10 protein-coding genes are annotated in these 14,494 nt (G+C 64.2%); 5 read left to right on the forward strand and 5 right to left on the reverse strand.

Translation table 11 applies throughout. The features are described from left to right. Nucleotides 1-153: 153 nt before the first annotated feature. Together NKJ67_RS18700 and NKJ67_RS18705 are read left to right on the forward strand one after the other, a co-directional pair. Complete coding sequence (locus NKJ67_RS18700; protein ID WP_352582317.1) at nt 154-1,440, forward strand: NAD(P)/FAD-dependent oxidoreductase; 1,287 nt, start codon at nt 154-156, stop codon at nt 1,438-1,440. Between the two features lie 262 nt (nt 1,441-1,702). Beyond that, complete coding sequence (locus NKJ67_RS18705; protein WP_352582319.1) at nt 1,703-2,527, forward strand: SH3 domain-containing protein; 825 nt, start codon at nt 1,703-1,705, stop codon at nt 2,525-2,527. A 12-nt stretch (nt 2,528-2,539) separates the two neighbouring features. Here NKJ67_RS18705 and NKJ67_RS18710 read toward each other — a convergent pair whose 3' ends face one another. Then, nucleotides 2,540-3,286 carry an SDR family oxidoreductase gene (locus tag NKJ67_RS18710; protein WP_127807881.1) on the reverse strand — a complete coding sequence of 249 codons (747 nt, stop codon included), beginning with the start codon at nt 3,284-3,286 and terminating at the stop codon, nt 2,540-2,542. A gap of 313 nt (nt 3,287-3,599) precedes the next feature. Here NKJ67_RS18710 and zwf point away from each other — a divergent pair, with 313 nt between their 5' ends. From zwf to edd, 3 genes are all read left to right on the forward strand, one after another. Continuing rightward, entirely contained in the window at nt 3,600-5,069 is a 1,470-nt protein-coding gene (zwf, locus tag NKJ67_RS18715; protein WP_127320684.1) for a glucose-6-phosphate dehydrogenase, read from the forward strand. Continuing rightward, nucleotides 5,051-5,767, forward strand: a complete 717-nt coding sequence (gene pgl / locus NKJ67_RS18720) for a 6-phosphogluconolactonase (RefSeq protein WP_127807882.1) — start codon at nt 5,051-5,053, stop codon at nt 5,765-5,767. Before zwf ends, pgl begins: the two co-directional genes overlap by 19 nt. A 73-nt stretch (nt 5,768-5,840) precedes the next feature. After that, on the forward strand, nt 5,841-7,664 hold the full coding sequence (edd, locus tag NKJ67_RS18725) for a phosphogluconate dehydratase (RefSeq protein WP_127807883.1): 1,824 nt from the start codon (nt 5,841-5,843) through the stop codon (nt 7,662-7,664). 68 nt (nt 7,665-7,732) lie between these two features. On the opposite strand, the gene NKJ67_RS18730 is transcribed toward edd, so the two are convergent. From NKJ67_RS18730 to NKJ67_RS18745, 4 genes are all read right to left on the reverse strand, one after another. Then, nucleotides 7,733-9,397 (reverse strand): vWA domain-containing protein, encoded by a 1,665-nt coding sequence (locus tag NKJ67_RS18730; protein WP_352582322.1) that lies wholly within the window; start codon nt 9,395-9,397, stop codon nt 7,733-7,735. A gap of 375 nt (nt 9,398-9,772) precedes the next feature. After that, entirely contained in the window at nt 9,773-10,735 is a 963-nt protein-coding gene (locus NKJ67_RS18735) for a GlxA family transcriptional regulator (protein ID WP_013530232.1), read from the reverse strand. A 56-nt stretch (nt 10,736-10,791) separates the two neighbouring features. Next, nucleotides 10,792-11,691, reverse strand: coding sequence for a bifunctional methylenetetrahydrofolate dehydrogenase/methenyltetrahydrofolate cyclohydrolase FolD (folD, locus tag NKJ67_RS18740; protein ID WP_352582324.1), 900 nt, complete (start codon nt 11,689-11,691; stop codon nt 10,792-10,794). A gap of 180 nt (nt 11,692-11,871) precedes the next feature. Then, nucleotides 11,872-14,412 carry a Wzz/FepE/Etk N-terminal domain-containing protein gene (locus NKJ67_RS18745; RefSeq protein ID WP_352582326.1) on the reverse strand — a complete coding sequence of 847 codons (2,541 nt, stop codon included), beginning with the start codon at nt 14,410-14,412 and terminating at the stop codon, nt 11,872-11,874. Between the last annotated feature and the right edge of the window lie 82 nt (nt 14,413-14,494).

The raw sequence follows: 14,494 nt of genomic DNA on the forward strand, positions 1-14,494 counted from the left end.
CACCGCACTCCTCCACGTGACACCTACCGCCCGCGAGAACCGGACCAAGACACCACACCTGCCCGACAGCCCCACTGCCCTCGTGACCTACTGCCCTACTGCCCTACTCCCCTACTCCCCTATTCCCCTATTCCCCTACTCCCTGCGAGCATCATGCCTTACCAATCCCCAATTTCCCCCGGCCGTTCCTGGTACGAGGACACGGCGGGACCGAGGCCCGAATATCCCGGACTGGATGGCGACCGGACATGCGATGTCGTCATCATTGGTGGCGGCTTCACCGGGCTGTCGGCGGCGGCGCATCTGGCCAAGGCAGGCACCAATGTCGTGCTGATCGACGCGTACCGCTTCGGCGATGGCGCCTCCGGGCGCAATGGCGGGCAGCTCGGCACCGGCCAGCGCGCCTGGGCCGAGGACCTGGAATCCGAGTATGGCTTGGCCCGCGCCAAGGCGCTGTTTGATCTTGCCGAAGAGGCCAAGGCGCATCTCCTCGAATTCACTGCCGCCAACCAGATCGATATCGACTATATGCCGGGCCAGCTCTCGGTGGCGCACAAGCCCCGCTATGTCGACGACTACAAGGCGCATGCCGAGATCATGGCGAGCCGTTTTGCCTACCCGCATATCTCGTTCATGGATGCCAGGGAGACGGCGGAGCGGTTGGGCTCGACCGCCTATTTCGGCGGCACGCGCGACACCGGCACCGGCCACATCCATCCGATGAAGCTGGTGATCGGCACCGCGCGGGTGGCAGCGCTTGCAGGCGCGCAGCTGTTCGAGGGGACGCCGTCGACCGGCATCATTTCCAGTGGCGGCAAGGTCAAGGTTTCGACACCGAGAGGGACGGTGACGGCGCAAAAATGCCTGATAGCGGTCAACGCCTATGGCGGCGCGCTCGAGCCGGTGAGTGCGGCGCACATCATGCCGATCGGTTCCTTCATCGGTGCGACCGTGCCTCTGGGAGCGCACTCGAACGTTTTGCCGGGCGGCGAGGCGGTCGACGATTCCCGCTTCGTCGTGCGCTATTTCCGCAGATCGAAGGACGGGCGGCTGCTGTTTGGCGGACGCGAGGTCTATGGCGTCAACGATCCCCGGGATATCCACATCCACATCCGCCGCCAGATCGCGGAACTCTATCCGGCGCTCGGGGATGTCGAGATCACGCATGGCTGGGGCGGCCATGTCGGCATCACGGTGCCGAGAAAGCCTTTCGTGCGCGAAGTGATGCCCAATGTGATCTCGGCCGGCGGCTATTCCGGCCACGGCGTCATGCTGTCGAACTATTTCGGTAAACTCTATGCTGAAACCGTTGCCGGCAACCGCGACCGGCTGAAGCTGATCGAGGATCTGAAAATCCCGCCCTTCCCCGGCGGTCGACGCTTCCGCACGCCGCTGCTGTTCCTGGCGCTCAACTGGTTTGCGTTGAGGGACAGGATCTAGCCGACCGACCTGATGTAATATTGTAATATTCATTGTAACATTTGTTGCCCGTGCGACGCATTGCGCAATTTCCCGCAAAGGCGCAGAATCCCCTATAATGGCGTACTGATGCCACAATCGCAGGCGAAAGCTGCCGGTTCTGGGCGATTGTTCGGGGATTGTTGCGGGACTGCCCGCGTTGTTTTTGGGACCTATGCGGATCAGACGCCGGACTTCCGGCACCGACTGAAAGAACGTCGGCCCGCTTATGGAGGTGGCAAGAGTGAGAGAGCCCTTCAGTTTCGGTACGCCGGAACGTCGGCGCTTTGCCATGCAGTTCGGATACGACATGCGGCCGTCCTTCTGGCAGGAAGTCCGTTCGAACTCGCATCTGGTGATCGCCGCGATCGGCACCGCCGCGTTGCTTAGCGTCGCCGCCGTGGCGCTGTGGCTGGCATTGCCGGCCAGCGACAGGCAAGCGGCAGCGAGCCCCGAGCAGACCATTCCAACGGTTCCGGTGAAGACGACGAAAATAACCCCGATTGGGGCCGCGGTCGCCGCGGCAGCCGTGCCGCAGGCGCGCAAGTCCGACGCAATTCCAACTACCGTGGCGGCCGCGCAAACCAACCTCCCCGCACTTGCCGCCAATGACCCGCGCTGGACCGGTTCCCAGCCGAAGGACGCAACCACGTCCGATTCGACCGCTCCCAAGGCAGCGGACAAGCAAGCGGCGGCATTTGCACAGCCGGCAGCCGATACCGATGCCGCCACCGAACTTGCCAAGGTAGCCGCGCCCAGCGCAGCCGCGGGCAACCACCCCGACGGCGCACAAACTGCCGCCATCCCCGCGGTGCAGCCGCAAGAGCCAGCGGCAGAGGGCGATTACAGCCAAGCCAAGGCGAAGCCAAGGAAAGCCGCAGCCGCCGGAACAGGGCGCATCCTGAGGGCCGTGACCATGCGAAGCGGCCCGAAGAAAAATGCCGCCGCCATCGGTACGGTGCCAGCCAAAACCTCGGTGCAGGTGAAGAGCTGCAAGCAATGGTGCCAAATCACCTACAACGGCAAGACCGGCTGGATCTACAAGAGTTACATCAAGACCGGCGCGTGACGCCTGGCACTTTCAGATGCAGCGGCCGCCATCGACCTCCAGCGCCACGCCGGTGATGAAGGCGGCTTCGTCCGAGGCCAGCCAGAGTGCGGCATTGGCGATGTCGAGCGGCGTCGAAAGCCGGCCGAGCGGGATCGATGCGCGGAACTTCTCGCGGATTTCGGGCGTGTCGGCGCCCATGAATTTCTCCAGCATGCCGGTCTCGCCGGCAACCGGGCAGAGGCAGTTGACGCGGATGTTCTTCGGCGCCAGTTCGACCGCCATCGACTTGGTGGCGGTGATCGCCCAGCCTTTCGACGCGTTGTACCAGGTGAGGCCGGGGCGCGGCCGCAGACCCGCGGTGGAGGCCGTGGTCAGGATGACGCCGCCGCCCTGCCGCTCCATGATCGGCACCACGGCGAGTGCCGCGTGATAGATCGCCTTCATGTTGACTGATGTTATCAGGTCGAAGGTGTCCTCGTCGACATTGAGCATGTCGCCGTTGCGATGGGTATAGCCGGCATTGTTGACCATGATGTCGATGCGGCCGAAGGCGCTTTTGGCGGCATAGACCATCTCGTCGAATTCGGAGCGCAGCGAGACATCGGTCTGGGTCCAGATCGCCGCTTCTCCGATCTCACCGGCGACGCGTTCCGCGCCCCTGGCGTTGAGGTCGGCGACAACGACCCTGGCGCCCTCCTGCGCAAAGCGCCTGGCGATGCCCTCGCCAAAACCCGACGCAGCGCCGGTGATGATCGCAACCTTGTTTTCCAGACGCATGTTTTTCCGCTCACTATTGGTGACGATCAACGGGCACGTCATTGGCGCTCATCCGCGCAAAGCCACGGCTTCTGACTGGATTGGCCGAAAGATGTGGGTCCATAGCCGATTTCTCCTTTGGCTTTCGCGTCGATCCCGCTCTATGCTGCAACTGCGAAGGCTTCCGGAGCCGCGCCTTCGACAAGCCTCCGGGTCATCGGGCTGTCAAGGGGCAGGCGCATACACCCAGATGTGACACCATGGCACTGGAAAATTTAAATCGATTAGATTATATCAGCCGCGTCACAGCGACCGGCGTCAAAGCGGACAGACCATGACCAGCCAGATCATCCCCGTCGAGCCTTTCGACTTCATCATTTTCGGCGGCACCGGCGATCTGTCGGAACGCAAGCTTCTGCCGTCGCTTTATTATCGCCAGCGCGACCATCAGTTTTCGGAGCCGACACGCATCATCGGCACGTCGCGCTCGAAAATGAGCGACGAAGAATTCCAGGCCTTCGCCAAACAGGCGATCTCCGAGCACGTCAAACCGGCCGACATCGACGCCAAGGAACTGAAGACTTTCCTGGCGCGGCTGTCCTACGTCTCCGCCGATGCGACGAGCGGCGCCGGCTTCGACAAGCTCAAGAAGGCAATCGGCGACAGCGACCGCATCCGCGCCTTCTACCTGGCGGTGGCGCCGGCGCTGTTCGGCGACATCTCGCACAAGCTGAAAGAGCACAATCTGATCACGCCGAACTCGCGCATCGTGCTGGAAAAGCCGATCGGCCGCGATCTCGATTCGGCACGCAAGCTCAACGACCTGGTCGGCGACGACTTCCACGAAAGCCAGATCTTCCGCATCGACCATTATCTCGGCAAGGAGACGGTGCAGAACCTGATGGCGCTGCGCTTTGCCAACGCGCTCTACGAGCCGTTGTGGAACTCAGCCCATATCGACCATGTCCAGATCACCGTGGCCGAGACCGTCGGCCTGGAGGACCGCGTCACCTATTACGACAAGGCCGGCGCGCTGCGCGACATGGTGCAGAACCATATGCTGCAGCTCTTGTGTCTCGTCGCCATGGAAGCGCCGTCGTCGATGGATGCCGACGCCGTGCGCGACGAAAAGCTGAAGGTGCTGCGGGCACTGAAGCGCATCAACGGCAACGAGGCGCCGAAGCACACGGTGCGCGGGCAGTATCGCGCCGGGGCTTCGGCCGGCGGACCGGTGAAAGGCTATGTCGAGGAACTCGGCAAGGACAGCAACACCGAAACCTTCGTCGCCATCAAGGCCGAGATCGGCAATTGGCGCTGGTCGGGCGTTCCGTTCTATCTCCGCACCGGCAAACGGCTGGCGACGCGGGTTTCGGAAATCGTCATCGAATTCAAGCCGATCCCGCATTCGATCTTCGGCGACAGCGCCGGACCGATCTTCGCCAACCAGCTGGTCATCCGGCTGCAGCCGGACGAAGGCGTCAAGCAGTTCATCATGATCAAGGATCCGGGCCCGGGCGGCATGCGGCTGCGCCAGATCTCGCTCGACATGAGTTTTGCGCAGTCCTTCGACGGCCGCGCACCGGACGCCTATGAGCGGCTGATCATGGACGTCATCCGTGGCAACCAGACCCTGTTCATGCGCCGTGACGAAGTCGAGGCGGCGTGGAAATGGATCGACCCGATCCAGAATGCCTGGGAAAGTGCCAGGCAGGAGGCGCAGGGCTACACGGCGGGCACCTGGGGGCCATCGGCCTCGATAGCACTGATCGAGCGTGACGGGCGGACATGGCACGAGAGCAATTGAACAGCGCCGCCTACAGCTGGAACGGCTTCGCCGGGCGCCAGGAACTGGCGGCCGCCCTTGCAGGTCATGCTGCAGGCAGACTGACCAAGGCGATCGCCGAGCGCGGCACGGGGTTGCTCGCCGTCTCCGGCGGCACCACGCCGGCAAAATTCTTCGCCGCCCTTTCAGCGATACCCATCGCCTGGGACAAGGTGATCGTGACGCTGGTCGACGAGCGTTTCGTGCCGGCCTCCTCGCCACGCTCCAATGCCGGACTGGTGACCGCCAATCTGTTGCAGAACGCGGCCAAGGCGGCTCGTTTCGTGCCGCTCTATCACGAAGCCACCAGCATCGAGGATGCGGCCTCGTCCGATGATGCAGCGCTCCGCTCCTTGCCCTGGCCGCTCGATGTCGTCGTGCTCGGCATGGGGCCGGACGGCCACACCGCCTCGTTCTTTCCCGATGCCGACGATCTGGCGACGCTGCTCGACCCGTCTTCCGACAGGATCGTGCTGCCGGTTCATGCGGCAAGTGCGGGCGAGCCGCGGCTGACCCTGTCGCTGGCGCGCATCGTCGAAGCCGGCTTCATCGCGCTGCACATAGAGGGTGAGGACAAGCGTATCGCCTTCGACGGCGCGGTGGCGCCCGGGCCGCGAAAGCCAATCCGTGCCGTGCTCGACGCAGCGCATAAGCCCGTAGAGGTTTTCTGGGCCCCCTGAATCTCGATTTACTCTGGTCCCGGCAAACGGCGGGAGGATGTTTCCGGGACCTCGCCTGAAAGGACCGACCGCCATGACCGCCAGACGCGACATCGAAGCCATCACCGAACGCATCCGCCAGCGCTCAAAGCCAGGCCGCGAGCGTTATCTCGGCCGCATCGCCGAGGCATCGAACCGCACCGCCAACCGGGCTGTGCTGTCGTGCGGCAATCTCGCCCACGGCTTTGCGGTGTGCAGCCCCTCGGAAAAGCTCGCGCTTGGCGCCGACAAGGTGCCGAACCTCGGCATCATCACCTCCTACAACGACATGCTGTCGGCGCATCAGCCGTTCGAGACTTTCCCCGCGCTGATCAAGGACGCGGCCCGCGAGGCCGGCGGCATTGCCCAGGTGGCCGGCGGCGTGCCGGCGATGTGCGATGGCGTCACCCAGGGCCAGCCCGGCATGGAGCTGTCGCTGTTTTCGCGCGATGTCATCGCCATGGCCGCCGCGATCGGCCTGTCGCACAACATGTTCGACGCCGCCGTCTATCTCGGCGTCTGCGACAAGATCGTGCCGGGGCTGGTGATAGCCGCCCTCACCTTCGGCCATCTGCCGGCGGTGTTCATCCCGGCCGGACCGATGACGACCGGGCTGCCCAACGATGAAAAGGCCAAGGTCCGCCAGCTCTATGCCGAGGGCAAGGCCGGACGTGCCGAACTGCTGGAGGCCGAGTCCAAATCCTATCATGGGCCGGGCACCTGCACCTTCTACGGCACGGCGAATTCCAACCAGATGCTGATGGAGATCATGGGCCTGCACACGCCGGGCGCTTCCTTCGTCAATCCCGGCACCCCGCTGCGCGAGGCGCTGACCCGCGAGGCGACGAAGCGGGCGCTGGCGATCACCGCGCTCGGCAACGCCTATACGCCTGTCGGCCGGATGATCGACGAGCGCTCGATCGTCAACGGCATCGTCGGCCTGCACGCCACTGGCGGCTCGACCAATCACACCATCCACCTGATCGCCATGGCGGCGGCGGCCGGCATAGCCATCACCTGGCAGGATATTTCCGACCTTTCGGAAGCCGTGCCGCTGCTGGCGCGGGTCTATCCGAACGGCCTCGCCGACGTGAACCATTTCCACGCCGCCGGCGGGCTCGGCTTCCTGATCCGCGAACTGCTCGACGAAGGCATCCTGCATGAGGATGTGCAGACGGTGTGGGGCGAAGGCCTGCGGCCCTATGCGGTCGAGGCAAAGCTCGGCGTCGATGGCAGCGTGGTGCGCGAAGCCTCGCCGAAGGCAAGCGGCGACGAAAAAGTGCTGGCGCCGTTCAACAAGGCATTCCAGGCGACCGGCGGCCTGAAGGTGCTGTCAGGCAATCTCGGCCACGCCGTCATCAAGACTTCCGCGGTGAAGCCGGAGCGGCGTATCATCGAGGCGCCGGCCAGGGTCTTCGACAGCCAGCAAGGGCTGAACGATGCGTTCAAGGCAGGCACGCTGACCGGTGATTTCATCGCCGTCATCCGCTTCCAGGGGCCGAAGGCCAATGGCATGCCGGAACTGCACAAGCTGACCACCGTGCTCGGCATCCTGCAGGATCGCGGCCAGCGCGTCGCGCTGGTCACCGACGGGCGCATGTCGGGCGCCTCCGGCAAGGTGCCGGCGGCGATCCATGTGACGCCGGAAGCGGTCGAGGAGGGTCCTATCGCCAGGATCCACGAAGGCGACATCATCCGGCTCGACGCCGAAGCCGGCACACTCGAAGTCCTGGTGCCGGCCGGGGAGTTCGCCTTGCGCCGGACGGCGGATGCCGATCTTATCGGCAACGAGTTCGGCTTCGGCCGCGAACTGTTTGCCGGCTTCCGGCAATTGGTCGGCCGCGCCGACCATGGCGCCAGCGCCTTCGGCACCGCTTGACGGCAGTTCTGCGTCGTTCATGAAAAAGGGCGGCACATGGCCGCCCTCTTGCGGTTGTGCATACGATCCTATTGCACGGTTAGCTCGGCTCGCTCGCCGGCCTTGACCGTCACGTTGCCTTCTTTCGAACTGTTGTCGGATTTCTCCGAAACGACGGCGTAGTCGCCCGCCGGGATCGCTGCCTGATACTTCTGGTCGAATGCATAGCCAAGCGACTTGCGGTTGCCGTTGATGTCCTTCTTGGCCTCGAAAATCTCGATCTTCGAGGCTCCGGGCGCGGTGATCGCCAGCACGCCGGCATTCATTGCGACCTTCAGATCCTGAAATTCGTCCACCTTGACGGTGAACGGCTGCTCGACGACGGCGAGATCAACCGTCGCAATCAACACATAGTCATCGGGCGGCAGATCGAATTTGCTGTCGGGTCCGTAGGCATAGGTCACCTCGTCCCTGGTTCCATCGATCTTCTTTTTTGCCTTGAGCACCTTGAAGCCGATGCCTGAACCGTCCGCCTTGTCGCCGCCCGCAGCATAGTAAGCATTGGCAACGACATGGCCAACACCGGCAACCATGTCCTTTTCCACGGTCTTGCCGGCAGCCAGCGGAATCGTCTCGGTAGCCACGCCCTGCCCGATCGTGACAGTCACTTTCTGGTCGCCGGCCGGCAACACGGCTTTCGTCGTCCCATAGAAGGTGGCGGGCATGTCAGCACCAGGATAGTCGATGACGACAGCCGCGCCATCGACGACATCCGCCCCCGCGCTCGGTCGCGGGTGGATGATGAGCGTGCCGGCATCCAAGTTGAAAAGCGGCTTGTAGACCTGGCCGGCCTCGATCTTGACCTTCTGCTCGGTCTTGGCCTGGCCGTCACTGGCCACGACGATATAGTCGCCCGGTTCCAGATTGGCCTTGTAGGCGCCGTATTCGGTGCTGACGTAGTCGCCGCGCGTACCGTCGGGTTTGGCCTTGTAGATTTCCCAGGCGTTGCCGTCAGTGACGGGATCGCCGCCCTCGGCAAGCACCGCTATCGGCAGGAAATTGAATTCCGGTTTGGCCGGCTCCGGCGCGGGCGCTGGCGCAGGTGCCGGAGCCGGTTCAGGAGCAGGCGCCGGCGCCGCCACTGTCTCGGCAAGCGCCTCCTGCAACGCCTTCTCGTCGGAGGCCTGGATGTATTTGCCGCCGGTGTTGTCGGCGAGGCAGGCGATCTGCCGGCCCTCATCGGCGGTCAGGCCGAAACCGACGACATCGGCGGTGAAGTCGACGCCGGATGCCTCGAGCTCCTTGCCAAGCGCGCAAGGGTCGCCCCCGCATGTTTCGAGCCCGTCGGTGATGAGCACGACGGTCGCCTTGTCCTCGGTGTATTTCAACGCCTCGGCCGCCTGCTTGACGGCAGCGGTCAGCGGCGTCTTGCCGAGGAATTTCAGGCTGTCGGCAGCGGCCGAAATGGCGCTGCCCGAACCTGCCTGCGGCGGCACGATCAGCTGGATGTCGTCGCAGCTGCCCTTTTCACGGTGGCCATAGGCCATAAAGCCGATGTCGTCGTCGGTGGGGACCGATTGAAGCACGGTTCGAAGCGACTCTCGGGCGATTTCGAGCTTGGGCTTGCCGTCGATCTGCGCCCACATCGAGCCGGACGCATCGAGAATGATGATGACCTTGTTTGCGGCGAGGCCGAACGTCGTCATCGACAAAAGGAGGATCGCCGCAGCGACGCCCCGTGCAAGTCCCGCCATCGAAATCTCCTAAATCCGCCCCTGATCCGGGCGGCAAGCTATTTGACGCGGCGCCGGGACACAAGTCCGGGCAGCCAGGTGCGTAGGGCCCGAACCCAGCTTAACAAAAGTCGTGACGACAGCCAGTTCGGGGTGTCGGCAGTGCCGAAGGCTTTCCATGATAGGAATTTTTTCTTGACTGGATGCACTCAGCTATGGTACATTTTTGCCCATGGTACTGATTTGCGCCGGTGACCCGCCGCTCAGGCGGGTTTTTCGTTTGATGCACCCGTCAGCCTACGCGCGGCCAAGGCTCCGAAAGAACCCGTTACCCGAATTCGCTACCCTGGCCCGATGCGCCGGGCCGAATGCCGAACTTTTCAGCGGAAGCGGAATTCAGTAAGTCGTGCGGCGCTCTTCCGAGGGCGGCCTGCCGAATTGCAGCCGATAGCTCTGGGCGAAGTAGGAATGCGAGGTGAAGCCTGTCGCGATCGCCACGTCGAGGATCGGCATGTTGGTCTGGCGCAGCAGTTCGCGCGCCCGCTCCAGCCGCAGCCGCATATAGTAACGGCCGGGCGTGACGCTGAGATGGCGCAGGAACAGGCGCTCGACCTGGCGCACCGAAAGGCCGGCGGATTTGGCCAGCTGTACCGCCGACAGCGGCTCGTCGAGGTGGTCGGCCATCAGTTCGACGATACGCCTGAGCTTCTCCGACTTGCCGGTCAGGTCGCGTTCCGGCCCGACGCGCTGGCGGTCGCCGGCCGAGCGGATGCGTTCGTGCTGGAACTGGTTGGCGACGCCATTGGCGAGGTTCGAGCCGAAATCGCCGCGCACGATCTCCAGCATCAGGTCGATCGAAGTGGTGCCGCCGGCACAGGTGTAGCGCTTGCGATCGATCTCGAAGACGTTGCCGGTGCAGTTGATATCGGGGAAGCGCTCGACGAAGCCGGCACGGTTTTCCCAATGGATGGTGCAGCGATAGCCTTCGAGCTGGCCGGCCTCGGCTAGCAGGTAAGAGCCGACCGACAGGGCTCCGAGTGCATTGCCGCGCCGGCCCCAGCTGCGCAAAGCCGCCAGCACCTTGCTCTTGCCGGGAAATTCCGTCGTCAGCCCGACCGAGACGAAAAGGATATCGACCGGCGGCAGGTCGGCAACGGCGTAGTCGATCTTGAGCGGCAGGCCATTGGAGGCCATCACCGGATCGCCATCGGCCGACACTGTGGTCCAGCCGTAGAAGTCGCGGCCAAGCAACCGGTTCGCCGACCGGAACGTATCGATCGCGGCAGCCAGCGAGAACATGGAGAACTTGTCGACCAGCAGGAAAGCGAACTGCCGGCCGCCTTGAACGGGGTCAGTCATGACCGGCCGTTCCAAGGGAATAGTTGGGTTCGGCAAAGCTGCGGCTTTCTGGCGGGTCAGAAGGACGGCCGTTTCAATCCGGCCGCAAGGTAGGCAGAGGCTAACGTATTGGCCATCAGCATGGCAATGGTCATCGGGCCGACACCACCGGGCACCGGCGTGATGGCGCCGGCGGCCTCGGCCGCTTCGGCATAGGCGACATCGCCGACGAGGCGCGACTTGCCCTCGCCCTTTTCCGGCGCCGGAATGCGGTTGATGCCGACATCGATGACGGTCGCGCCGGGCTTCACCCAATCACCCCTGATCATCTCCGGCCGGCCGACGGCCGCGACAAGGATATCGGCGGTGCGGGCCAAGGCGGGCAGATCCCTGGTGCGGCTGTGGGCGATGGTGACGGTGCAGTTGGCGGCAAGCAGCAGGTTGGCCATCGGCTTGCCGACGATGTTGGAGCGGCCGACGACGACGGCGTTGAGGCCGGACAGATCCTTGCCGCGCACCCGCTCGATCAGAAGCATAGAGCCGGCCGGCGTGCAAGGCACGAAGGCTGTCTCGAGTTCACCGGTGCCGAGCTTGCCGACATTGATGAAATGGAAGCCGTCGACATCCTTTTCCGGCGCGATGGTCTGGATGATCTTGCCGGCGTCGATATGGGCCGGCAGCGGAAGCTGCACGAGGATGCCGTTGATGGCCGGATCGGCGTTGAGATCGCCGATGATCTTCAGCAACGCCGGTTCCGAGGTTTCGGCCGGCAGCGTGTGCTGGACGGAATGAAAGCCGCATTCCTTGGCGGTGCGCGACTTGGACGCGACATAGACCTGGCTGGCCGGATCCTCGCCGACGATGACCACGGCAAGACCGGGCTTGGCCTGGCCCTTGGCGACAAGCTCAGCCGTCAGGGTCTTGACCGACCCCACAACGTCGCCGGCAACGCTCTTGCCATCAATCACTTCGGCCATGGACTACCCTCAACACCAGAATGCCCAAGCGCGTCGCTTGCGGAAGCGACGCGCTTTTCGATCTTTCACAGCGTGGCATTTTCACGAAAATTCCAACATGCAATCCCGCCAAAGCGCCGTCCCATGCCGTTTACGCGAAACCGGCATGTTTTTGTACGGCACAGCGCAGATTTTTGTGGCTCAGAAGTAGCGACGCCGCACGCGGCTCTCGGTCAGTTCGCGAACCGCTTCGCGGAATTCGCGCAGGCTGGCGCGGATTTCCTCGATTGGCGCTTGCTGCTCGGCATCCTCCGCGGCCCGCGACGGCTCCGCTGATCGCTGATGAGGCTGAGGCGCCTGCTGCTGCGGGAGGGACGGCTGTGGATAGGACTCGGAAGCAGGCTGAGCCGGATCGGGCTGCAGCCCGGCATTGGCGGCCGGCATCGATTGCGGATAGGGATAGGCCGGCGGCTGTGCGTAGCCCAATGGCTGCGCGTAGGGATAGAGCTGCGGCCCGGAATATGGCCGCTGCTGCACCATGGGAGGCGGCAGTGGCGGCTGCGCCGTCTGCTGCGGATGGCCGCCGGGCTGGAAAGGCCGCGACGGGTATGCTGCCGCGGCCGCCTGCCGAGGCTCGAAGGCCGGCGCCGACTGGGGGTAAGCGGAGTATTGCGGATCCTGCATCGGCTTCGCGTTTTCGGCAGAGGCCCATTCAACGGTATCGAACGGCTCCTCCCGGGACGGCCTGCGTGAGACGGACTTGTGCAGCCTCGACAGCAAGGCACCGATCCGGCCGGGACCTTCGGCCGGCGCGACCTCGGCTTGCTGGACAGGCGGTGGCGGGGCCGGCGGTGGTGATGCAGGCGGGGGTGTCGATGGCTGCGGCGCTGGTGGCTGTGGCGGCGCCGGCGGCGGCGCTGACCGATATGCCTTGTCTTCGTAAGGCGTCCGGTGTTCGTCCGTGCCATGGTCGCGACGCGAGCGCGAATTGGCAGTGTCACGCAGGCTCTCATAGGCGCCACGCATGGCTCCGAGGCCAATGCCGGAGGCGAAACCCAGCAACAGGCCGGCGAGCGCGACCACGACCCGCGACGGCCCGTTCGGCTCGAGCGGCGCGAAGGCCTTCGAGATCACATTGATGTTGGCTGTGTTGATGTCCTTCTGCTCGCCGGTCTCCTTGGCGCGCAGCAGATACTGTTCGTAGACGGAACGCTTGGCGGTCGCCTCGCGCTCCAGTTCGCGCATCGACACCAGGTCGCTGTTGACGTCGCCGCTGCGGACCTTCAGCTGCGCCAGGCGAGAGGCAAGATCCTGTTCGAGCTGGACCGCGCGCTTGAGGTCGACCTGCAGCGACGAGCCGATGCGGCGCAGCTCCGAGGCGATGCGGTCGCGTGCGCCGGCAATCTGGGCATTGAGCGCCTGGAGTTCGGGATGACGCGGGCCGAACCGAATGGCGGCGCGGTCAGCCTCCTGCTTGAGCGATGCATATTGCGAACGCAGATCGCTCATCGAGTTGGAGTTGATCTCCTCCGGCAAGGTACCGGTGAGAACCGAATTGACGTCGACCGAACGCGCCGAAGCGGCCCGGGCATTCAGCTCCAGCGTGCGGGCGCGGGCAACCGACAGCTGCTCGTTGAGTTTCAGCATTTCGTCGTCGCTGATGAGGTGGCCCTGCGCATCGACGAGATCATGGGTAGCCCTGAAATCCTCGACCTTGCGCTCGGCCGCCTCGACCCCTTTGCGCAACTCGTCAAGCCTGGCCGTCAGTTCGTCGGTGGCGCGGCCTGCCGTGTCCGACTGTATCTGGCCGAAGGTCTGCAGGAAGACATCCGTCATCGTGTTGGCGATGAGGGCCGATTTCTCGCCATTCTGTGTGGTGGCGCTGACGGTGATGACGAAGGTCTTGCCGCCGCGCTCGACCGAAAGGCTCTCAGCCAGATTGCCGACAGCAAGCGCGCGGCGGCGGCCGTCGTCGACACCGCCCGGCCCATCATTGCGGGACAGGACGGAGCGGATGAGCGACATGACGCTGAGGCCGCCGCTGCCTTGCCCATTGAATTCCGGATCGTTGACCAGATTGAGCTTGTCGACGACCTTGTTGAGAACGGTGCCTGAGGTCAGCACCCGAACCTGGTTCTCGACGATGGCCAGCGTGGCATCGGAAGCGACGACCGACTGGGTGAGGTCGCGATCGGTTAGCTTCAGGTCGCGCGGGTCGACGATCAGTTCGGTGGTGGCCTCATATTTCTTCGGCGTCGACAGCGCTATGGTGACGCCGAGCGCAGCGCCCAGTAGTGTCGTCGTCACGATCAGCAGCTTCGACTTGCCGACACCGCGCACGACCTGCATCGGATCGATCAGCGGCTTCCACTGCTGACTGTCCGTGCCGTCGTTTCGGGATACCGACGCGTCGCCTGCAGCGTAAGGTTCCGACGCACGATCGGCGCGACGGGCACCGGCGGTTTCGGCGGCACCAGGCTGTGTCCGTGGCGTGGTTTGCGCGCGGTAAGCTTGCTCACGATCCCCGTCGGTCGCGACCGGATCCGACAGTTTCGGGTTGCGCGCCTCGCGCTGCGAACGGGCGAGGCGATGACGGGTGGCGGCATCCTCGCGCCATGACGGGTCTGCGCGGTCGCCGATCGAGACCAGGGACGCGTCGGGTTCGTCGCCGCGCACAGCCTGGCCAAGCGCCAGCAATGAGCGCTCGCGCTTCCAGTCCTCGCGGTTTTCCCTGTCGACCATCGTCTGGAACTTTACCTTTGGCGACCTGCAAACGGCGCTTGGCCATTCGTTAAGCCACGCTAAACAGGCATGGAAAACAAAA

The sequence above is a fragment of the Mesorhizobium sp. M0088 genome, assembly GCF_040322895.1.
Taxonomy (GTDB): Bacteria; Pseudomonadota; Alphaproteobacteria; order Rhizobiales; family Rhizobiaceae; genus Mesorhizobium.

Excerpts from the sequence above, each read along its gene's own strand:
- NKJ67_RS18700 (WP_352582317.1), top strand. The coding sequence starts at position 154 with ATGCCTTACCAATCCCCAATTTCCCCCGGCCGTTCCTGGTACGAGGAC.
- NKJ67_RS18710 (WP_127807881.1), bottom strand. The coding sequence starts at position 3,286 with ATGCGTCTGGAAAACAAGGTTGCGATCATCACCGGCGCTGCGTCGGGT.
- zwf (WP_127320684.1), top strand. The coding sequence starts at position 3,600 with ATGACCAGCCAGATCATCCCCGTCGAGCCTTTCGACTTCATCATTTTC.
- pgl (WP_127807882.1), top strand. The coding sequence starts at position 5,051 with ATGGCACGAGAGCAATTGAACAGCGCCGCCTACAGCTGGAACGGCTTC.
- edd (WP_127807883.1), top strand. The coding sequence starts at position 5,841 with ATGACCGCCAGACGCGACATCGAAGCCATCACCGAACGCATCCGCCAG.
- NKJ67_RS18730 (WP_352582322.1), bottom strand. The coding sequence starts at position 9,397 with ATGGCGGGACTTGCACGGGGCGTCGCTGCGGCGATCCTCCTTTTGTCG.
- NKJ67_RS18735 (WP_013530232.1), bottom strand. The coding sequence starts at position 10,735 with ATGACTGACCCCGTTCAAGGCGGCCGGCAGTTCGCTTTCCTGCTGGTC.
- folD (WP_352582324.1), bottom strand. The coding sequence starts at position 11,691 with ATGGCCGAAGTGATTGATGGCAAGAGCGTTGCCGGCGACGTTGTGGGG.
- NKJ67_RS18745 (WP_352582326.1), bottom strand. The coding sequence starts at position 14,412 with ATGGTCGACAGGGAAAACCGCGAGGACTGGAAGCGCGAGCGCTCATTG.